The organism is Oryzomonas japonica, from assembly GCF_008802365.1.
GTDB lineage: Bacteria > Desulfobacterota > Desulfuromonadia > Geobacterales > Pseudopelobacteraceae > Oryzomonas > Oryzomonas japonica.
This window is the reverse complement of record NZ_VZQZ01000002.1, coordinates 324,032-345,934: the sequence shown is the minus strand read 5'-3', so window position 1 is coordinate 345,934 and position 21,903 is coordinate 324,032. Positions and strand designations below refer to the sequence as shown.

Below are 21,903 nucleotides of genomic sequence, written 5' to 3'. Positions count from 1 at the left end.
TGCCCTGTTATTCCGGATCGTCAAATAAAAGCGAACTATCGACCGGAGGGGCCTGATCCGGCTCCAGCGGCAATTCCTCTTGACGTTCGAACTGGGGGGTCTCGTCAAGAGCTTGAATCTCTCGCAAAGTTGGCAAACTTTTTAAGTCTTTAAGGCCAAATACCTCAAGAAATTCTTTAGAGGTTCCATAGATCAGCGGCCGGCCGGGGATATCCTTTTTGCCAAGAATTTTGACCAATTTCTTTTCCAAAAGCGACTTGAGGACGCCGCCGCAATCGACGCCGCGCAGGTGCTCCACCTCGGCCCGGGTCAGCGGCTGGCGGTAGGCGATGATGGCCAGGGTTTCCAGAGCCGATTGAGAAAATTTGGCGGTTTTGGCCTTTATGTGCCTGACGACGTATTCCTGCAATACCGGATGGGTCCTAAACTGCCAGCCACCGGCGACCTCCACGAGCCCGAAGCCCCCTCCCCTTCCCTCATGGAACTCGGCCAGTTCGGTCAAGGCGGTTTTGATGTCGCCACGTTCGTATTCGGGCAGCATCTCGCAGAGCCGGTCTAGGGACAGGGCTGCATCGGCGGCAAAGATGATACTTTCGATAATAGCAGGCAAAGACATGGTCAAACCTTAAGACATGAGTTAGGCCGCAGAGCCACGGAGTCGCAGATGCAATCGATGTCGTTCACCAGCGATTGTACCACTTAGTCGAAGGCCGCACCCGGTGGTGATATCTGCTGTCAGGTCGATAACATTGCCTATAAGCGCAAATTTCCCGAATTCCTGCAGCATGGTTCCCCCCACCTTTACACGGGAGATTGAACGGCTTCTCCGGCACTCCCCGCTTGTTCCGGGGCAACGGCAGGAATGAACCAGATGGCGCCGTACTCCCCATTCTGAAAGATGCGGATCAGTTTAAGACGGCACAGTTCCAAGAGGGCCAGAAAGGTGACGATGACCCGTTCACTGGTCAACTCGTCTTTGATGAGTTCATCGAATTGAAGTGTATCACGATCCTGGAGCAGGGAAAGTATTTCATTGATACAGTCTGCAATATTAAGGGAGTCGCCGGGGGCGACATCATGGAAGCTTTCCTTCGGAATACGCGCCAGGAGGGCGCGGAAAGCATCCACGAGCTCAAACAGCGACACCTCCAGCGGCCCCTCTTCCGTGCGGGCCGCAGACAACGCAGGGTCTGGGCAGGCGCGCGTAAAGACCTCGCGCCCCAGAAGCGCCCTGGCGCCAATGACCATGCCGGCCTCTTTGTACTGCTGATACTCCAGCAGACGCCGCACCAGTTCGGCCCGGGGGTCCCCCTCTTCTTCCTCGCTTTCCTCTTCATCATCCGGCGGCAGCAGCATGCGGGACTTGATGTGCAACAACGTGGAAGCCATCAGCAGAAAATCTCCGGCCACATCCAGATTGAGCACCTTCATCAATTTGATGTAGTCCAGGTACTGACGGGTGATGTCTGCAATGGGAATATCGCAGATATCGACCTCATTCTTGCGGATCAGGTGTAACAGCAGGTCCAGCGGTCCGTCAAACTTGTCGAGATGAACGCTGTAGCCATCGCGGAAGCCGTCAAGAAGCGTGGGGTTTTCCTCCCGGGCCGGATTCATCGGTAGTGCGCCAAATCCAGAGCCATGGTCAGATCTTCAGGGCTTCACGGACTTCGGCCATGACGGCATCGGAGATCTCCGATGCCCGACGGCTGCCGTCCTGCAACAGATCGTTCACAAAATCGGGGCGGGTGGCCAGCTCTGCCCGCTTTGACCGGCAGGGCGCCAAGCGTTCGTTCATGCACTCGGCCAGGATTTTTTTGCACTCCACGCAGCCGATGGCGGCATTGCGGCAGGCCGGGATGATCTCATCCAGTTTTTCCTGGGGCACGTAGATGCGATGGAGGTTAAAGGCCACGCAGACATCGGGATCGCCGGGGTCGCTCCGCCGAATCCGCGCCGGGTCGGTCATCATGGACAAGACCTTTTTGGTGGTTTCTTCGGCCGTGTCCGAGAGGTAGATGGAGTTACCGTATGATTTGCTCATCTTGCGACCATCGAGGCCGAGCAGTTTTGGGGTCTCGGTCAGGAACGCCTCGGGCTCGGGAAAGACATTGCCGTACAGATAGTTGAAACGGCGTGCAATCTCGCGGGTGATCTCGAGATGCGGCAACTGGTCGTGCCCAACCGGCACTCGGGTCGCCTTGTAAAGAATAATGTCGGCCGCCATCAGCACCGGATACCCCAGAAAACCGAAGGTGGAAAGGTCCTTGGCCGCGAGGTTGTCCAACATCTCCTTGTAGGTCGGATTGCGCTCCAGCCAGGATACGGGCGTAATCATGGACAGGATCAGGTTCAGTTCGGAGTGGTGCGGCACCATACTTTGGCGAAAAACAACGCTCTTGGCGGGATCGAGGCCAAAACCGACCCAGTCCAGCACCATCTCGTGGATGCTGGTGCGGATACCGGCGGTATTGTCGTATTCCGTGGTCAAAGAGTGCCAATCCGCTACAAAGAAAAAACAGTCGAAAGAGTCCTGAATCTTGATCCAGTTCTCCAATACGCCGTGATAATGGCCGATGTGCAGTTTCCCGGTCGGCCGCATGCCGCTGACAATACGCTGCTGTGTACCCATTTTAGTGCTCCCAGAAATTATAGTATGGAAATCGTGAGTTTTCGACCCGGTACGATTGTCGAGGAATTATGCAGAGGCATAACAGCGCGGCTTCACCCAAGAAATCCTGAGTGTTACAAGGCCGGGACAAAAAGCGATTTCCCGTAATCTAACGCATCATGAGTTGTGTAACACCCAATACCAAGCCGCTCTGCGGTCCTGCCAGCATATGGACCCCCACGTTGAGGATGGGCGAGATGACATAGGAAAAAATATTCGTGAAAAATACCAGTACTATTATGATCACCATCCCAAACGGTTCAATACGGGCCCATGCAGACGCCTGACGATAGGGGAGAAGCCCGACCAAAACCCTGCCGCCATCAAGTGGCGGCACCGGAATCATGTTGAAGATCGCCAGCAGCAGGTTGATGTAGACCGAGAAAGCCAGCATAAGGGCAACCGGCTCAACCAGCATGGAGAGGGTCGAACCCGGTGCAACCATCGAGTTGTCGACAGCAACCAGCCCGCGTAGCAAAAAAGCGGAAACAGTTGCCAGAATGAGATTGGTTATGGGTCCGGCTGCCGCCACCCAGATCATATCGCGTTTGGGATTACGCAGATTTGAAAAATTCACCGGTACCGGCTTGGCCCAACCGATACCGATAAAGAAGATCATCAGGGTGCCGATAATATCGATATGCTTGAACGGATTCAGGGTCAGCCTACCGAGCATGCGCGCCGTGGGATCTCCGTAACGCCATGCAATGAAACCGTGGGAGACTTCATGGCAGACAATGGCCAGCATACCCGGCACAAGCATGACGGAAAGCTTAAAGAGAAAATTTTCCATGAACATCCTTTAAAACTTGATAACCACTGTCTTTCTAACAGAGTGACCGGGTAAAGTCAATTGAAGCAAAAACGAAAAGAGGCGGGAAAATCCCGCCTCTTTGGTGTTGCTATACCGCCATGCACAGTCTAGATGTCGAAATAGAGTTGGAACTCGATCGGTACCGGGCGCATACGGACCGGGTTGACTTCGGCTTCTGTTTTGTATTCGATCCATTTTTCGATAACGTCGGGGGTAAAGACGTCACCCTTGAGCAGGAAGTCGTGGTCGTCTTCCAGGCATTTGAGCGCCTCCTCCAGGGTGCCCGGAGCTGACGGGATATCTTTGAGCTCTTCCGGAGAAAGGCCGTAGATGTCCTTGTCCAGCGGCTGGCCCGGATCGATCTTGTTCTCGACGCCGTCGAGGCCGGCCATCAACATGGCGGCAAAGGCCAGGTAACCGTTGCAGGACGGGTCCGGCGTACGGTATTCGACGCGCTTGGACTTGGGGTTAGTGGAAAACATCGGGATACGCAGGGAGGCCGAACGGTTACGGCTGGAATAAGCCATGTTCACGGGGGCCTCGAAGCCCGGCACCAGACGCTTGTAGGAGTTGGTGGTCGGGTTGGTGAAGGCGCACAGGGCTTTGGCGTGCTTGATGATACCGCCGATGTAGTACAGGGCGATCTGGGAAAGTCCGCCGTATTTGTCGCCGGCAAACAGGTTGGTGCCGTCCTTCCAGATGGACATGTGCGAGTGCATACCGGAACCGTTGTCGCCGTAGAGCGGTTTGGGCATGAAGGTAGCGGTCTTGCCGTTGCGGTAGGCGACATTCTTGACGATGTATTTGAACCACTGGAGTTTGTCGGCCATCTTGACCAGGGCGTCGAAACGCATGTCGATCTCGGCCTGGCCGCCGGTGGCTACCTCGTGATGCTGGCACTCGACCTGGATGCCGACCTTCTGCATCTCCATGACCATTTCGTTACGCAGGTCGTTCTGGGAGTCGGTCGGGGAAACCGGGAAGTAACCTTCCTTGTGGCGCGGCTTGTAGCCCAGGTTGGGGAATTCTTCGCGGCCGGAGTTCCAGGCGCCTTCAACCGAATCAACGGCGTAGAAGGACTGGTTGGCGGTAGAGTCGTAACGCACGTCGTCAAAGATGAAAAATTCGGCTTCCGGGCCAAAGAAAGCGGTGTCGCCGATACCGGTGGACTTGAGGTATGCCTCAGCCTTTTTGGCGATGTTGCGCGGGTCACGGCTGTAGCCTTCCTTGGTGATCGGATCGAAGATGTTGCAGATCAGCGACAGGGTCGGAAGCGCGGTAAACGGATCCATTTTGGCGGTGGTGGCGTCGGGGATGATGATCATGTCGGAAGCATGAATGGGCTGCCAACCACGAATGGAAGAACCGTCAAATCCAAGGCCGTCCTCAAATATATCCTCACCGAATTCGCTTATGGGTGTGGAAAAATGCTGCCAGATGCCAACAAAATCCATAAACTTGAAATCTACCATCAGTGCGCCATTTTCTTTGGCAAAATCTACTACTTGTTTCGGGGTCATCAGTTTCTCCTTTCGGGGGGATATGTAATAAACAGCTTTTGTGCCTTACAGCGCGTCTTCGCCGGTTTCGCCGGTCCTGATGCGAATCACGGCCTCAACCGACGTCACGAATATCTTGCCGTCGCCAATCCGGCCGGTTTTGGCGGATTGCTCGATGGCTTCCACGACTCTGGAAACAATCGCATCCGAGACGATGATTTCGAGCTTGATCTTAGGGATAAAGTCCACGACATATTCGGCGCCGCGATACAGCTCGGTATGTCCCTTCTGACGGCCGAAACCTTTGACCTCGCTGACGGTAATACCTTGCACGCCGATCTCATTCAAAGCTTCCTTAACTTCATCAAGCTTGAACGGTTTGATTATAGCTTCGACTTTTTTCAAACGCGTGACCCTCCCTTTCTTGAAATTGGACAGGGGAGATTATATGAATTATCAGTCAAATTGCAAGCGGTAAGCTGCTGCATTCCACTGTTTATTCTTGCAAACACTTTGCCAAAATCAACGCATATAAATTCCAACAATATCAGATGGATACGATTACTAGATAAAACGGCACCACTGACCGGACAAGTCGTGCTGCACAAAAACAAAGCACCACCACGGAAACATGCCCACAAAGGAGGCAGTGCGGCGATTCCAGATTACAACGTTTGTTCTTTGAGCTCTTTGATGATTTCAACCTGACGTTGGTTGATGTAGTAGGATATCTGCTGCTGGGAGTGTTTTTCCGGGTAGAATTCCACAAAGCAATTGTAGGGGGCTTCATCCCCCGTTACTTTGATGACCGTTGCGGCAACCCCGACCTCGTGTATCGAACCATCGACAATATCGGGGAGCTTCAGGAACATATTGATGTCGAGCCCCGTGGGCAGTTGTTCCTTGGACATGACATTTATGGAGGCACCGCCAAGGGAGATATCCTTAATGCCTCCTTTGAGGATGTCCTCCGCAACGATCATTTCGGCTTCAAGCGGCCTGTCGAGCACGACCCTGACAAAGCGGCGCATATCCGACCTGATCTTGGCGTAGCCGAAGTTGCAGAGAATGACCTTTTTCCGGGCAACGTTGACGTAAAAAGCCTCCCCGAACATATCTTCGCGGAAGGAAAATTTTTCATGGGAGCGAATCAGGGCCTTATGCTCCAGGGTAATGACCTTTGCCTGGTACTCATGCACTTCGAATTCAGCCATTTCATTATCAATGTTGACCAACTTGGCATCGTAGGACACCGGGATTTCTTTATAATAATTGAGAAAGGAAAAACTCGTCCCAACCAGTTCTTTCATATTTTGAATAATTACCAGGGAATCTTCGCGCTCGGTCCCTTTAACGATTTTGTCAAAATACTGGAACATTACAAAATTCCCCGGGAGGATTGATTGAATTGCAGAAAACGCACGACTGTTGTATAAACGGACAGGGCTTTTTTAACAGAAATGCCTTCGAACGACAAGCACTAATGGAAACAATTATGCTCAATCGACGCACATTCTCAGTGTTCAGGATACAACTCCTTGTAATATTATGGGTGTGCGCATCCATCCCGGCATTGCCCGGGCAGGGCCGCGCCGACATTTACCGCTTCGTCACGGTTGACGGCGTTGAGACGTTCACCGATGCTCCCCAGAACAAGGCGGCCAAGGTCATCATCAAGGAGTATGGGACGAACCCGTCCAAAAAGAAAAAAAAGGCTGCCAAAAACGAAAAAGTCAGGAATGTTTCCCTGAACGAGGTCGTGGAAAAGACCGTCAACGCCTCGATCAATCCCCGGGAAACGCCACCGGCCAGCTTTGAAGCGCACCTGCCGCCGGTGGGCGGGACAATAACCTCGGGGGTCGGTATGCGCATCGATCCCATCGACGGGAGGTTGCGCCACCACAACGGCGTTGACATCGCCATCCCCGAGGGAACGGCCGTCAAAGCGGTTGGGCCGGGGGTCGTCGTCTACAGCGGCCTCCGTTCCGGCTACGGTTACACGGTTCTGGTCGAACACGACAACGGCATGGTCACGCTCTACGGTCACAACAGCCGCCTGCTGGTCGCCCAGGGACAGCAAATCGGCGCCGATACGACCATTGCACTGTCCGGCAGTACCGGCCGGTCAACAGGGCCCCACCTCCATTTCGAGGCGTGGCAGGCGGGCGTCAACGTCACGCCGGCCTTCATCCCCGGCAGCACCATGCCCCTGCCTAGGACACACCTAGCGGCGGCGAAACACAGGAGCAGTTTCCGCAAACAGGTCTTGGCCGATGGCTCGGTTCTCTTTACCAACATCCCCTGATGTACGATCAGATAGAAAAATACAGCCGTAAGCTGATCTCCGATCGTTCGGCACTTCCTGACCGGATCGCCTTTGCCGCCCAGGACGACACCGTGATCGCCGCGGGAGACGCCGGGTTGGCCCGCCTGGCGGCAGCTGTTCTCGAACGACTCAACTGCCTGGCACTCTGCGCCGCAGCACCTGCCCTCCCCTTTGCCGTTTTTTTGTTGCAACGCGCCGCAAACCACGAACTGGAGATCGTACCGCGCGACACCGAAACCCGCACCTTCCTGCACGACATTCCGATCCTGCGCCGCAACGATCTCGGTGACGATCCCGTGGAGGCCATCGCCCACGTGCTGGGCAACCGCAAGGGCGTCATCGTCCAAGGCATCGGCATCGTGGCCAGCGGCGCCCTGACCGTCGAACAGGCCTTCATTAACTGGTCCTCCGTGTTCCACTCCACCTTCATCAAGTACCTGGAGGACGTGTTGCAGGACGGTTTCAAGCTGCCCGACGAGGCCCAGGCCTTTGATCACTTCCGCACCAAATGGCTGGTTCGACTTACGGCTGAGGGGCTGATCTTCAGAAACGGCCCCCTGCGGGACAAGGCAGATATCCTCGACGAGATGGCACGGGTGGGGCGTTATACGGTGGAGCGGGGCCTGGTCGATTCGTTTTTCGGCAACATTTCCTATTCCAACGGTGATCTGCTCTACATCTCCCAGACCGCTTCCAGCTTGGACGAACTGGCGGGTTGCATCGACCCGGTCCCCTTTGAAAACAGTTCCACCGTCGGCATCACCGCTTCCAGCGAACTGGTGGCCCATCGCCGCATCTTCGAAACCGCCGGATGCCGCGCCATCCTGCACGGCCACCCGCGCTTCGCCGTGGTCATGAGCATGCTCTGCGACGAGAAGGAACACTGCCCCATAGCCGACTGCTGGAAAGATTGCCCCAGGGTCAGGATTCTGGGCGGAACTCCGGTGGTGGCGGGCGAGATCGGCGCCGGAGGGATAGCAAAGAACCTCCCGCCGGTCATCGGAGGGCCCGGCCGGGCCATCGTCTATGGGCACGGGGTCTTCACCCTTGGGCGTGCGGACTTCGCAGAGGCCTTCCAGGCGCTGGTGGATGTGGAGAACTGGTGCCGGGAGGAGTATTTCCGCAGGTTCGACGAAAGACAGGGCGGTCCATGATCGCCATCTGCCCAAAATACAACAAATCGCAGGAGCACCCCGCCCCTGCGGCAGCCATGCCCCTTTCCCTCCCGTAAGCGCCCCCGATACACACGTTTTTTCCAGGAATATTACAATAGATTTACATTGCATTTTCCATAACTGCGGTATCCTTTAAAAAGGTTAACCTTCCACCCGCAACCACCTCCCCCGGAACACCGTAAGGGCAGCAAGCATGAAAATTCTTCTCGTATACCCCCATTACCCCGACACCTTCTGGAGTTTCCGCCACGCGCTCAAGTTCATCGGGAAAAAGGCCGCATTCCCCCCCCTTGGCCTCTTGACCGTGGCCGCCATGCTTCCCGCCGCCTGGGACAAGCGGCTTGTGGATATGAATGTGCAACCGCTTTCCGACAAGCAGATTCTGTGGGCGGACTATGTCTTCATCAGTGCCATGACGGTCCAGAAGGAATCCGTCAACGACGTTCTTGCGCGCTGCCGCCGCCTGGGGATCAAGACGGTCGTGGGTGGGCCGCTCTTCACCGCCGCCCCGGCCGAGTTTGATTCGGCGGATCATTTGGTGCTGGGCGAGGCCGAGGTCACCCTTCCCCGGTTCCTTGACGACCTTGAGTGCGGTCAAGCGGAGCATAGCTATGTTTCCGACCAATGGGCGGAGATGCGGGAAACCCCCATCCCGCTCTGGAACCTGATCGATCCCTCAAAATACGCAGCCATGAATATCCAGTATTCCCGGGGCTGCCCGTTCGACTGTGAGTTCTGCGATATTACCCAACTCTTCGGGCGCAAGCCGCGTACCAAGAGCACCGCGCAGCTGACTGGGGAACTCGATGCCCTCTATGCCTGGGGGTGGCGCGACGGGATTTTCCTTGTGGACGACAACTTCATCGGCGACAGACGCAAGCTGAAGCAGGAAACCCTCCCGGCCATGCTCGCATGGATGGAGCGGCACAATCATCCCTTTGCCTTCTTCACTGAAGTTTCCATCGATCTGGCGGACGACCCGGACCTCATGGACCTCATGGTGCGGACCAGCTTTGAAGAGGTGTTCATCGGCATAGAAACCCCGAATGAGGACTGCCTGAGCGAAACCGGCAAGGTTCAGAATAAGAACCGCAACCTCCTTGAGTGCGTCAAGAAAATCCAGCACGCCGGATTGCAGGTCCAAGGCGGGTTTATCGTGGGGTTCGACAGCGATCCCCTGTCGATTTTCGAGCGGCAGATACACTTTATCCAGGAGAGCGGCATCGCCACGGCCATGGTGGGGATGCTCACCGCGTTGCGCGGCACCAAGCTCCACCAGCGGCTCTTCAAGGAAGGCAGGCTATTGGGCGATACCTCCGGCAACAACACGGCCGTCGCCCTCAACTTTATCCCCCGCATGAAGGCGGAGACGCTCATCAACGGCTATCGGAGCATCCTTACCAGTATCTACGCCCCAAAGAACTACTATCGGCGTGTAACCGGCTTTCTCCGCGAGTACCGGCCTCTCAAGCGGGGGAGCTTCCATGTGAAGCCCGGTTATTACGGGGCGTTCTTCAAATCCATCGTCATGCTGGGGGTAATCGGCAAAGAGCGGCTCCAGTTCTGGAAACTCTTTTTCTGGTCCCTTTTCAGGCGGCCTCGTCTGTTCCCGCTTGCCATCACCTTTGCCATCTATGGCTACCACTTCCGGAAAATAACGGAAAAGATGAACTGGAACGGCATGTTCGACGCAAGCGGCATTGAACACACCTGATCACGAGCCGTTCAGCCTGAAACCGGCAGTTCTGCTACAGAGGCGCAGAGACACGGAGAAAATCACAGAGATTTTCCATCTATTTTGACATGGAAATAGAAAAGAAAAATGGGGCAAAAAACTTGAAATGTTTGTCTCTGTGGCTTTATTGCAAATATTTTTACTCAATCATCCAATTCCCACATATCCCGGTAACGCCGGCTGCGTGCCAGCAGTTCGGCGTGGCTGCCCCGCTCGACGATGCGCCCCTCATCCATGAGCAGCACCTCGTCCATGGCCTCCAGCCCGATCCGGCTATGGGTGATCACCAACAGCGCCCTGCCCTCGGCAAAGCTGAACACCCGTTCCAGCAGCGAACGGGCGGCTGAGGCGTCCACCCCTTCCGTCGGTTCGTCCAACAGCAGGACCGGGCTATCCTTAAGGATGGCACGGGCAATGGCCAGACGGCGGATCTGGCCGCCGGAAAGCTTCACCCCCCCCTCACCGGCCGGCGTGTCGTACCCCTGAGCAAAGGCGGCGATCTCGTCGTGAACCCCCGCAATATCGGCTGCCGCGATCATTTCCTCCTCACTAGCCTCGGGCCGGGCTATCAGCAGGTTCTCCCGCAGGGTGGCGTTGAACAAAAACGGTTGCTGGCTGGCCACCGCCATGAGCCGCCGCACTGTTTCGCCGTCATACTCCCTGATCTCCCGCCCGGCCATGGTCATGGAACCGCTATCGTACTCCCGGAAACGGAGCAGCAAGGCCAGCAGGGTGCTCTTGCCGGCGCCGCTGGTCCCCACCACGGCCACCTTGCGGCCGGGCGCAAGGTCAAGGTCGATCCCCACCAGGGTTGCAGCGCTATCGCTGTAGGAAAAGCCCACTCCCCGCAGGGTGAGGAGCGGTGTCTCCGGCAGCTGAGCCGGTTCACGGGGTTCCTTGACCGCCGGAGTTTCATCCGCCAGGGAGAAGATGCGCCGGGCCGCTGCCAGAGTCTGCCCCAGCAGGCGAAAGGCCGGCGGGAGCGGTAGGACCGCCTCGAAGGCGGCCTGACAAAAGAGCGCCAGCATGACCATCTGGGGCCCAGTCAGGGAACCGGCGCGCACCAGGGGGATCGAAATGACCAGCGCCAGCCAGAGGGCGAGGCCGGAACAGAGCCCCACGCCGCCGGCGGAGACACCAGCCAACCCGGCCAGACGGGCCTGATCGGCCAGCAGGCGCCGGTTCAGTTCCACTACCCGCTCCTTCTGGCGCCCTGCCGCACCGTAGGCCAGGAGTTCTTCCATCCCCCGCAGGCCGTCCACCACGGCGGTGCGCAGTTCCGCAGAGGTTTGGGTTACCCGCGCCCCCGGCTTGCGCCCCAGCAGATGAACCGCCAGGGGGAGAAAACCGCCGGCCGCGAGGAGCAGCGCTCCGGTCGCCAACGCCACGGCGCTGTTGAAATACCACAGGAACAGAATGAACAGCAGGCTGGAACAGAGCGCGGTCAGTACCGGCGCCAGTAGACGAAGGTAAAAATTGTCCAGGCTGTCGATGTCGGCCCGGATACGGCTGAGAAGATCGCCGCTGGCGTAGCTCTCCAAACGGGCCGGGGCCAGCGGTTCGATGCGGCGGTAGATCCAGACCCGCAGACCCGCCAGGAGCCGCAACGAGGCCTGGTGACTGACCACCCGCTCGGCGTAGCGGCCAAGGGTGCGCCCGATCGCCAGGGTGCGGATACCCGCCGCAGGGTAGTGATAGTTGATGGGGGTGCCGTTGATCCCGGCCAGGGCCATGGCGGCGATGAACCACCCCGAGAGGGCCAAGAGCCCCACATTGGCAAAAAGCGTCACCAGCGAGAGCCCGAGAGCGGCCGAGAGCCAAGCGCGATAGGGCCACGCTAGTTTCAGAAGGCGCAGGATATCCCTCATGCCCCCTCCCCGGCGGCAGCCATGCGAGCGAACAGCCCACCCGCTCCCTTCAGGTCATCATAGTGCCCCTGCTCGATGATCCTCCCCCCACTCATGACAACGACCCGATCGGTATCCTCCAGGGTGGCCAGGCGATGGGCGATGGACAACACGGTCCGGCCTTGGGCAAGTTCGCCGAGTGCTTCCCGGACCAATGTCTCCGAATGGGCGTCCAGCCCAGCGGTCGGTTCATCGGTGATGATCAGGGGACTGTCCTTGAGGAATACCCGTGCCAGCGCGATGCGCCGCGCCTGGCCGCCGGACAGGCCGGCCCCCTGTTCGCCGATGACCGTATCCAGCCCCTGGGGCAGGCGGGCGATAAACTCCCCGCAACGGGCCCGTGAAGCAGCCTGGAGAACATCTGTGTCCGTGGCGTCCTGGCGCCCCAGGCGGATATTATCGCCGATGGTGCCGTGAAAGAGGTGGGGGCTCTGGGGAACCCAGGCCACATGACGTCGCCATTGATCAAGATCGCATTGTGCCAGGTCCACGCCGTTGATCAGCACCCTCCCCTGTTCCGGCAGGGCAAAGCCCAACAACAGCGCCGCCAGGGTGCTCTTCCCGGCCCCGCTCGGCCCCACCAGGGCGACCCGTTCTCCCTGCGCCAGGTTGAGCGTCACGCCGTCGATCACGGGGGGCGAGTCAGGGGAATACCGGAAGCAGACATCTTCGAGGCAGATTCGGAGCGGCGAGACAGGAGGCAGCGGGTGGGGGGCAGCGGGTCGGGGAGCAAGCGGGGTGTCCAGCAGATTGAAGATACGTTCGGCCGCGCCGATGGCCTCCATGCGGGCATGGTAGTAGTTCCCCATCAGGCGCAGCGGCAGGTAGAATTCCGGCGCCAAAAGCAGCACGGTGAAACCGTCCTGAAAGGCCATGCCCCCTTTCAAAAGCCGAAAGCCGATAACCACTGCCATCAACGCCACGCTGACCGTGGCGAAGAACTCCAAGACCAGGGCGGAGAGGAAGGCCATGTAGAGGACCGACATGGTGGCCCGGCGGTAATCGTCCGAGATGCGGGCGATCATCTCGGCTTCACGCCGCGAGGCGTTGAACATGCGCAGGGTGGCCAGGCCGTTGACCCGGTCGAGAAAGTATCCCCCCAGGCGGGCCAGGGTTTGCCACTGGCGCTGGTTGAGCCGCTCGGCGCCGCGGCCGATCAGGATGGTGAAAAAGGGGATGAAGGGGGCCGAGAACAACATGATCCCCGCCGAGATCCAGTCGGCAGGGACAACCGCCGCCAGGATGGAGAGCGGCACCACGGCCATCACGGCCAGGTGGGGCAGGTAGCGGCTGTAGTACCCTTCCAACGCCTCCACGCCGTCCACGATCACGGTGGCCACCTCGCCGGCCCGATCCCCCTTGAGCTGCAAAGGACCGGCATCCAGCAGGCGTTGGAAGAGATCGTTACGCACCTCCTGGCGGATGGTGGCCGAGGCCGCAAAGGCGACCCGCTCCGAAATCCAGGAGAGTCCGGCCCTCGCCAGCATCAAGGGGGGAAGCCAGAGCAGTTGGGGCAGCACTTCCCGATAACCGGAGCCATCTATCATGACCCGGTGCACCAGCCCGGCCACGATCAGGGCCTGGGCGATCAGCACGAAGCCGCTCGCGATACCCAGCCCCACGGCAAGCAGCAGGGTCGGCTTCACACGGTTCTTGAGGAGGTTCAGGCGTTGTTCGGGAGCAGGTTTTTCAGTGATGTCCTCGCTCACGGGAATCCGGTTACGCCGGAATGCCGCGCCGGCGCGCAGCCTCGAACAGGGCGATGCCGCCGGCCACCGAGGCGTTCAGGGAAGATACGCCGCCATAGAGCGGGATCGACAGGACCACGTCGCACTGTTTGCGCACCAGGGGACGAATCCCCTCCCCTTCGTTTCCCACCAACAGGACGACCTTGCCGGAAAAGTCCACATCGTAGAGCGACTGCCCGGCCTCACCGGCCAGACCGTAGACCCAGTAGCCGCCATCCTTGAGCACCTGGAGGCTCTGGGCCACGTTGGTCACCTGGGCGACCGGTATGGTTTCCACCGCACCGGCCGAGGCCTTTTCCACGGTCGGGGTAACGCCGACGGCGCGGTCTTTGGGGATGATGATGCCGTCGCAACCGGCACAGGCCGCGGTGCGGATCAGCGCCCCCAGATTGTGGGGGTCCTGGATGCCGTCCAGCACCAGCAGAAAACCGCTGCGTCCCGCCTCGTCAATGCGGGCCACGAGGTCGTCCAGGTCGGCATACCGGAAGGGCTCAACCATGAGCGCAACCCCCTGGTGATGGCTGGAGGCGCACAGTTTGGTCAGATCGTCGCGCTCGCGCCGGTGGATCGGGACGCCCCGCTCCTCGGCCAGCTTGAGGATCTTCTCGAGACGATGGTCGGTTGCCGAGGACTGCACATACAGTTCGAAAGCCCCCCGCGCACCGCGCAGCGCCTCCCGGACCGGATTGACGCCGAAGACCAGTTCGCCTTTCATGGGCACCCTCCTGCGATTTCGTCCACGATCATCCGGCTGGCGGCCACCGGATCGCCCGCCTTGGCGATGGGGCGGCCGATCACCAGATAGTCTGCTCCGGCGGTAACCGCCTCGGCCGGGGTCATGACGCGTTTTTGGTCGTCCAGGGAGGCGAACGAGGGCCGAACCCCGGGGGTGACGATCAGGAAATCCGGGCCGCAGGCCGCTCGGATCGATTCGATCTCCAAGGGCGAGGCGACCACGCCGTCCATGCCGGAATCCTTGGCCAGACGGGCCAGGCGGACGACCATCTCCTCCACCGGGCGTTCGATCCCCACCTGGCGCAGGGTCTCGGCCGTGGACGAGGTCAAAATGGTCACGGCCAGGAGCCGGGGGCGCTCGTCGCCAAACTCCGTGCGCACCGCAGCGGCGGCCGTGGCCATCATCTCTTCCCCCCCCAGGGCGTGTAGGTTGGCCAGTTGCACCCCGAGCCGGGCCGCCTCGACCATGGCCTTGGCCACGGTGTTGGGGATGTCGTGGTACTTGAGATCGAGAAAAACTTTGCCACCGTGACGCTGCACGGTCCTGACCGCCTCGGGGCCACAGGAGGTGAACAGCTCCTTGCCAACCTTGAACATCCCAACATGGCCGGCCAATTGCGCCGCCCAGCGGTCGATGTCGGCCAATCCGTGCACATCCAGGGCAAAGATGATTTTATCGCGTGCTTTTTCGGGCGTCATAACTACCTTTCTTAATTTGTCACGGAGACACAGAGACATAGAGGTTAGGAAGGGGGCGGTAGCCATCCTCAGTTTACAAACTTACTTTTCCTTCTCCGTGTCTCTGTGGCGAAATTTGATTTTGTTACTTAGATTTTGTTCTACAACAGGTTCGCCGCCAGTTCCGCCAACTCGGAACGTTCCCCCTTGGTCAGGGTCACGTGGGCGGCGATCTTCTCCCCCTTGAACCGCTCAACCAGGAAGCTCAGGCCGTTGCTGGACGAATCCACGTAGGGGTTGTCGATCTGGTAGGGGTCGCCGGTCAGGATGATCTTGGTCCCCTCTCCCACCCGGGTGACGATGGTCTTGATCTCATGGGGGGTCAGGTTCTGGGCCTCGTCCACGATCAGGTACTGGTTGGGGATGGAACGGCCGCGGATGTAGGTCAAGGGCTCGATATCCAGAAGTCCCATGGCCATCAACTCCTTGTACCCCTTGCTGTGGCGCTTCTCCGATTCGTGCCCAGAGATGAGCAGTTCCACGTTGTCGAAGATCGGCTGCATCCAGGGTGTCAGTTTTTCCTCGATATCGCCCGGCAGGAATCCCAGGTCCTTGCCCATGGGGAAAACCGGCCGGGAAACGAGCAGGCGATTGTAGATATTCTCCTCGGCGGTCTTGTGCAGGCCGGCGGCGATGGCCAAAAGCGTCTTGCCGGTGCCCGCCTTGCCCACCAGGGTCACCAGCTTGATGGAGTCGTCCATCAGCACGTCCAGGGCAAAGGACTGCTCGCGGTTGCGGGCGAAGATGCTCCAGATCCCCTCTTTGGGGACCTTGCGCACCGGGACGATGTGCCCGCTATCCGCGTCGTAGCGGCAGATGGCGGTATGGGAGGCGTTGCTACTGTCCGTAATGGTGATGAACTCATTGGGGGCAAGCCCTTCCGGCGCCTCCAGCCAGTTCTGCCCGTAAAACCGGTCCACGGCCTCGGGCGTCATCTCGATGCTGCGGGTCCCGGAATAGAGATCCTGGATATCGATCTTGTCCGATTCGTAATCCTCGGCGGCCAAGCCGATGGCATCGGCCTTGATGCGCAGGTTGGTGTCCTTGGTGACGAAGATGAGCTCGGTGTCGGGAAAGCGGTCGCGCATATCCAGGGCTACCGCCAGGATGCGGTTGTCGCCGCTGTCCACCCGCAGGTCCACCGGCAGACGCTTGAGGTAGTTTTCGCTGAACAGTTCAACCCGCAGGGTGCCCTGACCGGGGAGTGTAACGCCGGCTGCCAGCGAGCCCTTTTCCCGCATGGTGTCGAGGATGCGTGAGATCTGACGGGCATTGCGGCCGGTTTCGTTCATGTCCTTCTTGAAACGGTCAACCTCTTCAATCACGGTTATGGGGATGATGATGTTGTTGTCCTGAAATCTGAACAGGGACTGGGGATCATGCAGCAGCACATTGGTGTCGAGGATGAAGTTTTTCACGGAAGGCCTTTCTGTCGGGAGGATTAATCAAACAAGAGACCAAACACATTCAAATCTGCCGCAGGGGCACGAAAACACGGAGAACCCCCCGAGATCACATACAAACACTCTATTAAATAAGAGTAGTTACGCAGCTATATTTTAAGTTTTGAATTAAATTTCTATATAGTTCTCTGAGTCTCTGGGGCAGATTTATATGCTTCTCTAAAACTGGCAGCATTCTACAACGGCATCACAGAAAATAGCAATCTCTTCGCCCGTGGAGAACCAGCCCGGGCTCATGCGCAGGGTGCCCCCGGGGAAGCTGCCCAGGGTGCGGTGCGCCTGGGGCGCGCAGTGCAACCCGGCGCGCACGGCGATATCATGGTTGTGATCCAGCATGAATGCCAAGGCCGCGGGATCGGTTCCCGCAACGGTAAAAGAGAGTACGCCGCCACGCAGGGTCGGGTCGGATGGGCCGTAGAGCGTGACCTGCGGCACCTCGGCCAAGCGCTGTGCGACTGATGCGACCAGGTGGCGTTCCTTGCCCCCGATAGCTGATACCCCCTGTTCCAGTACGAATTCGACCCCGGCTTTGAGCCCGGCGATACCGGGCATATTATGGGTGCCCGCCTCGAAGCCGTCCGGCAGGGTCAGGGGCTGTTCCTCGGCAGTGGAACTGGTGCCGGTCCCCCCCTGAAGAAGCGGTTTCAGGGGGACAGCCGGGGAGGCGTAGAGGAAACCGGTTCCCTGGGGGCCATAGAGCCCCTTGTGCCCCGGTGCGGCCAAAAGATCGATGCCGGTTCTGATCACATCGATCGGTTCGCTGCCCGCCGATTGGGCCGCATCCACCAGAAACAGCGCGCCGGCCTCCCGGGCGATTGCCCCCATCCTGTCGATGGGCTGAATTGTGCCGCAGACGTTGGAGATATGGGCCAGGGCCACCATCCGGGTAGTGGGCCTCAGGGCGCGTCTGACATCGTCCGGGTCCACCATGCCGGTGCCGTCGGCCCTGACCACGGTCACCTCCACCCCGGATGCGCGCAAGGCGGCCAGAGGACGCATCAGGGAGTTGTGTTCCATGGAGGTGGTAACCACATGGTCGCCCGGCGCAAGAACGCCCCGGAGCGCCAAGTTAAGCGCCTCGGTGGCGCTATGGGTCATGATGATCCGCGAAGAGTCGGGGATGGCGAACAGGGTAGCGATGGCTTCGCGTGCCTGGAGCAACAGACGGCCGGCTTCCAGGGAGCGCCGATGCCCCCCGCGTCCCGGAGATGCGCCAATCTCCCGCATGGCGTGCATGACCGCCTGGTAAACGGATTCCGGTTTAGGGTGGGAAGTTGCCGCGTTATCGAGATAGATGGACATAGGGCTATGCTTCAAGGCAGAATGGCTGGCTGGCCGGAAAGCCAGGGGAATACCCGCACCGTGCCGGAACGCGGTTCCCGTGAACCGTCGAACACCTTGGATGAAATGGCCTTTTCATCGTCACCCCCCCACCAGTTCTGCACGGCAACCACGTCTTCACGTCCGGCGTTATAGAGATTGAAACCGCCGTTGCCGCGGAAAGCGCATCCCCAGACCGTTACCCGGCCGGCCTCGGTCCGCAGGGCATCGCGGTCGTTGTCGGCGAAAAGAGACCGATTGATCTTCATGCGGCTGGAGCCGAGATGCAGGGCCGTATCCTTATTGAGCATGAAGCGCGTCATGAAGATCTGCCCCTCCCCCCCCGTTACCATGGCTCCGGCACCGTTCGAGGAGATGTTGCAGGAACTGATCCTGAGGCGGCATTCCTCGGCCAGAATCCCCCGCTGGCCGTTGTCCGTCACGCTGGTGGACGCCAGGACGACCGACGAACGGAACAGGGACATCCCCTGGCGGTTCGTGCTCACACTGCTGTCGCGCAGTTCAAATTCAGCATCATGCACCTCGATGCCCGTTTCACAGGCTGAAAAACTCGACGATGCAATAGTGGCGATGCTGTCGCGCAGCGACAAACCTGTTTTTGAGAGGGTGACGCGCGCCGACTTGGCGGTAAAGGCCGAAAAATGCGCTTCGAGCCCCGTTTCCGCCCCTTCGATGGCGGTATGTTCGAACTGATTGCGTTTTTCGGTTGCAAGCAGCAGGATACCGCCCCAGTCTCCCGTGACCGGCATGGGGGCGTCCGAAGAAAACAGGATCGGCCGTTCGGCCGTGCCGATGCTTTGAATACGACCCATGACAACCAGACGGGCCTTGCGGAGAGCGCCATCGACCCGGGCAAAGCGCACCGTCGTTCCCGGTTCGATGCGAAGCGTGGCCTGGGGGGCAACCACCAAAGCCCCCCTGATCAACACGGTCCCACGCCACGTGACGTCTTCGGTGAGGGTCGCATGGTCGTAACGGATATCAGGGCGTTTTTGGGGGGACGAGGAGGGGCCGTCAACGGCATGGGATGCCTGGGGACGGGCCGATTCAAGGGGAACAATACCTTGGAGCCGTGCCGCCATGGCGCTTCTGGTGAGCGGGTTTCCTTCACTCGCGACGCAGGTGTTCCGGCAAACGATTAATGGCAGGATTATGAGGCAGATGCCGACGCACCTGAAAACAAGGTTCTTCACACGGTGCTCCATTCGGTAATGTCTTAGCTTCTATCATAGTTGCGGGGTAACTGTAAATTTTTTGTTCTTTTCAGCACGTTATATTTGCCGTAAATATTATATTGACTTGTCATATATGTTGTGGTTTTATTTTGCGCGCTCCACCAAATATTGTGGTTTTGCGCGAGTAATACATTCTACCCCCAATTCCTCAAAATAACTCGATTTTTTCACGCCACAAGGAGAACCATCCATGAAAAAGGAATCCTCACACGACACAATCCCCGACCTTTCAAAAAATGCCGCAACCGTCCTTGAAAAGCGTTATTTGAGGCGCGATGCCGAGGGCAAGGTGCTGGAGACGCCGGCGCACATGTTCCGTCGCGTCGCCGAAACCATTGCGGCTCCCAATAAAAAATTCGACAAAAAAGCCGACCTCAAAGGCTTGGCCGATACGTTTTACCGCATGATGACCAACTTCGAATTTCTCCCCAACTCCCCGACCCTGATGAATGCCGGCCGCCAACTGGGGCAGCTCTCGGCCTGTTTTGTCCTGCCGGTGGGCGATTCCATGGAAGAGATCTTCGACGCCGTCAAATTCACCGCCCTGATCCACAAGTCCGGCGGCGGCACCGGTTTTTCCTTCTCGCGCCTGCGTCCGGCCAATGACGTGGTCAGTTCGACCACCGGCATCTCCAGCGGCCCGCTCTCTTTCATGCGGGTGTTCGACATCGCCACCGAAACCATCAAGCAGGGCGGCACCCGGCGGGGCGCCAATATGGGCATCCTGCGGGTCGATCACCCCAATATCATGGATTTCATCATGTGCAAGGCCGACCAGAAGCAGCTCAACAACTTCAACATCTCCGTCGGCTTGACCGAAAAATTCATGCAGGCCGTGGAGCGGGACGAAGAGTACGACCTGATCAACCCCCGCGACAAGAAGGTCTTTGGCCGTCAAAACGCCCGCAAGGTCTTTCACCGTATCGTGGTGCAGGCTTGGGAAAACGGCGAACCGGGTATCATCTTCCTGGACCGCCTCAACCGCGACAACCCGACCCCCCATATCGGTGAGATCGAATCCACCAACCCCTGCGGCGAACAGCCTCTGCTCCCCTACGAATCGTGCAACCTTGGTTCCATCAACCTGGGGAAATTCGTCAAGGACGGTACCGTTGACTGGAAGAAACTGAAAACCGTCGTGCACGACTCGGTAAACTTCTTGGATAACGTTATCGAGGCCAACAACTACCCCTTGCAGCAGATTCACGACATGACCCACGCGAACCGCAAGATCGGCCTGGGGGTCATGGGCTGGGCCGACATGCTGATCCTGCTGGGAGTGCCCTACAACTCCGAAGAGGCTGTCAAACTGGGCAAGAAAATAATGAAGTTCATCAACGACGAAGGGCATCTGGCATCCCAGGAGTTGGGCAAGCAGCGCGGTTCCTTCCCCAATTTCCAGGGTTCGATCTTCGACACAAAGGGCGCACCGCCCATGCGTAACGCAACGGTTACCACCATTGCGCCCACCGGCACCATCTCGATCATCTCCAACGCCTCCTCCGGCGTGGAGCCGCTCTTTGCCGTTTCCTACATCCGTACCGTCATGGACAAAAACGTGCTGGTGGAGGTCAACCCGATCTTCGAACAGATCGCCAAGGAGCGCGGCTTCTATTCCGAAGCGCTCATGAAGAAAATCGCCGAACACGGCACCGTCCACGACATCCCCGAAGTGCCGGAAGACGTGCGCAGGGTCTTCGTCACCGCCCACGACATCACCCCGGAAGACCATATCCAGATGCAGGCAGCTTTCCAGCTCTACACCGACAACGCGGTCTCCAAGACGGTTAACTTCCCCAATTCGGCCACCATGGACGATGTGGAAAAGGCCTACATGCTGGCCTACGAAACCGGCTGCAAGGGTGTCACCATCTATCGTGACGGTTCCCGCGACGAGCAGGTGCTTTCCACCGGCAAAAAGGAGGAACAGCAGGCTGCCGTGGCCGCCACGCCGGTGGAAGCCGAGAAAAAGACCATCAAGCGCGACCGTCCCAAGGCGCTCAAAGGATGGACTTACCAGATGCAGACCGGCTGCGGGCCGCTCTACGTAACCGTCAACGAGGACAACAACGGCTTGTTCGAACTCTTCACCACCATGGGCAAGGCCGGCGGTTGCGCCGCGTCTCAAAGCGAGGCCATCGGCCGCATGGTTTCCCTGGCATGGCGTAGCGGCGTCCAGGCCCGTCAGGTCATCAAACAACTCCTGGGAATCTCCTGCCACTGCCCCTCCGGCTTTGGCGACAACCGCATACTTTCCTGCGCCGACGCCGTGGCCAAGGCCATCCAGGCCCACATGGTGGCCAATGGCTACGACATCGACGCCGAGACGGCCACCCAGGAACGAGGCGCCTGCCCCGATTGCGGCGGCATTATCGAGCACGAGGGCGGCTGCTGCGTCTGCCGCGTGTGCGGATACTCGGAGTGTGCATAACGCTCAAAACTGATTTCGAACGACATAGGTACTGAGTAAACTACCGGCGCTGCGGATTATTCCGGGCGCCGGTTTGTGTTTGAAA

18 protein-coding genes are annotated in these 21,903 nt (G+C 58.7%); 4 read left to right on the top strand and 14 right to left on the bottom strand.

The window, feature by feature from the left end; all coding sequences use genetic code 11:
• Window positions 1-7 precede the first annotated feature (7 nt).
• From scpB to F6V25_RS04800, 7 genes are all read right to left on the bottom strand, one after another.
• Window positions 8-616, bottom strand: coding sequence for an SMC-Scp complex subunit ScpB (gene scpB / locus F6V25_RS04830; RefSeq protein ID WP_151127485.1), 609 nt, complete (start codon window positions 614-616; stop codon window positions 8-10).
• A gap of 185 nt (window positions 617-801) precedes the next feature.
• Window positions 802-1,617, bottom strand: coding sequence for a segregation and condensation protein A (locus F6V25_RS04825; RefSeq protein ID WP_151127484.1), 816 nt, complete (start codon window positions 1,615-1,617; stop codon window positions 802-804).
• Between the two features lie 28 nt (window positions 1,618-1,645).
• On the bottom strand, window positions 1,646-2,632 hold the full coding sequence (gene trpS, locus F6V25_RS04820) for a tryptophan--tRNA ligase (protein ID WP_151127483.1): 987 nt from the start codon (window positions 2,630-2,632) through the stop codon (window positions 1,646-1,648).
• A 148-nt stretch (window positions 2,633-2,780) separates the two neighbouring features.
• A complete protein-coding gene (locus F6V25_RS04815) occupies window positions 2,781-3,464 on the bottom strand; it encodes a site-2 protease family protein (protein WP_151127482.1) in 684 nt (227 codons plus the stop codon).
• A gap of 128 nt (window positions 3,465-3,592) precedes the next feature.
• Window positions 3,593-5,005, bottom strand: coding sequence for a type I glutamate--ammonia ligase (gene glnA, locus F6V25_RS04810; RefSeq protein WP_151127481.1), 1,413 nt, complete (start codon window positions 5,003-5,005; stop codon window positions 3,593-3,595).
• A gap of 45 nt (window positions 5,006-5,050) precedes the next feature.
• Window positions 5,051-5,389 carry a P-II family nitrogen regulator gene (locus F6V25_RS04805; RefSeq protein WP_149305706.1) on the bottom strand — a complete coding sequence of 113 codons (339 nt, stop codon included), beginning with the start codon at window positions 5,387-5,389 and terminating at the stop codon, window positions 5,051-5,053.
• 260 nt (window positions 5,390-5,649) lie between these two features.
• Window positions 5,650-6,363, bottom strand: a complete 714-nt coding sequence (locus F6V25_RS04800; protein WP_151127480.1) for a PilZ domain-containing protein — start codon at window positions 6,361-6,363, stop codon at window positions 5,650-5,652.
• 116 nt (window positions 6,364-6,479) lie between these two features.
• Here F6V25_RS04800 and F6V25_RS04795 point away from each other — a divergent pair, with 116 nt between their 5' ends.
• The 3 genes from F6V25_RS04795 (at window position 6,480) to F6V25_RS04785 (ending at window position 10,199) form a co-directional block, all read left to right on the top strand.
• Window positions 6,480-7,289: a M23 family metallopeptidase gene (locus F6V25_RS04795; RefSeq protein WP_151127479.1), complete on the top strand. Its 810-nt coding sequence runs from the start codon at window positions 6,480-6,482 to the stop codon at window positions 7,287-7,289.
• Window positions 7,289-8,464 carry a class II aldolase/adducin family protein gene (locus tag F6V25_RS04790; RefSeq protein WP_151127478.1) on the top strand — a complete coding sequence of 392 codons (1,176 nt, stop codon included), beginning with the start codon at window positions 7,289-7,291 and terminating at the stop codon, window positions 8,462-8,464. Before F6V25_RS04795 ends, F6V25_RS04790 begins: the two co-directional genes overlap by 1 nt.
• A gap of 214 nt (window positions 8,465-8,678) precedes the next feature.
• Window positions 8,679-10,199, top strand: a complete 1,521-nt coding sequence (locus F6V25_RS04785) for a B12-binding domain-containing radical SAM protein (protein ID WP_151127477.1) — start codon at window positions 8,679-8,681, stop codon at window positions 10,197-10,199.
• Window positions 10,200-10,363: 164 nt separating this feature from the next.
• Here the strand turns inward: F6V25_RS04785 and cydC are convergent, their stop codons facing one another.
• The 7 genes from cydC to F6V25_RS04750 form a co-directional block, all read right to left on the bottom strand.
• Entirely contained in the window at window positions 10,364-12,088 is a 1,725-nt protein-coding gene (cydC, locus tag F6V25_RS04780; protein ID WP_151127476.1) for a thiol reductant ABC exporter subunit CydC, read from the bottom strand.
• Entirely contained in the window at window positions 12,085-13,836 is a 1,752-nt protein-coding gene (cydD, locus tag F6V25_RS04775) for a thiol reductant ABC exporter subunit CydD (RefSeq protein ID WP_218043526.1), read from the bottom strand. The genes cydC and cydD overlap by 4 nt, the downstream gene beginning before the upstream one ends.
• A gap of 10 nt (window positions 13,837-13,846) precedes the next feature.
• Complete coding sequence (rlmB, locus tag F6V25_RS04770) at window positions 13,847-14,590, bottom strand: 23S rRNA (guanosine(2251)-2'-O)-methyltransferase RlmB (RefSeq protein ID WP_151127475.1); 744 nt, start codon at window positions 14,588-14,590, stop codon at window positions 13,847-13,849.
• Entirely contained in the window at window positions 14,587-15,309 is a 723-nt protein-coding gene (pyrF, locus tag F6V25_RS04765) for an orotidine-5'-phosphate decarboxylase (RefSeq protein WP_151127474.1), read from the bottom strand. Before pyrF ends, rlmB begins: the two co-directional genes overlap by 4 nt.
• A gap of 140 nt (window positions 15,310-15,449) precedes the next feature.
• Window positions 15,450-16,766, bottom strand: a complete 1,317-nt coding sequence (locus tag F6V25_RS04760) for a PhoH family protein (protein WP_151127473.1) — start codon at window positions 16,764-16,766, stop codon at window positions 15,450-15,452.
• Between the two features lie 204 nt (window positions 16,767-16,970).
• Entirely contained in the window at window positions 16,971-18,113 is a 1,143-nt protein-coding gene (locus F6V25_RS04755) for an aminotransferase class V-fold PLP-dependent enzyme (protein WP_151127472.1), read from the bottom strand.
• Window positions 18,114-18,124: 11 nt separating this feature from the next.
• Complete coding sequence (locus tag F6V25_RS04750) at window positions 18,125-19,345, bottom strand: right-handed parallel beta-helix repeat-containing protein (RefSeq protein WP_191966076.1); 1,221 nt, start codon at window positions 19,343-19,345, stop codon at window positions 18,125-18,127.
• A gap of 232 nt (window positions 19,346-19,577) precedes the next feature.
• Between F6V25_RS04750 and F6V25_RS04745 the strand changes: the two genes are divergently transcribed.
• The gene (locus tag F6V25_RS04745) at window positions 19,578-21,818 is read left to right on the top strand and encodes a vitamin B12-dependent ribonucleotide reductase (RefSeq protein ID WP_151127470.1); all 2,241 of its coding nucleotides are present in this window, start codon (window positions 19,578-19,580) and stop codon (window positions 21,816-21,818) included.
• The last annotated feature ends 85 nt before the right edge of the window (window positions 21,819-21,903 follow it).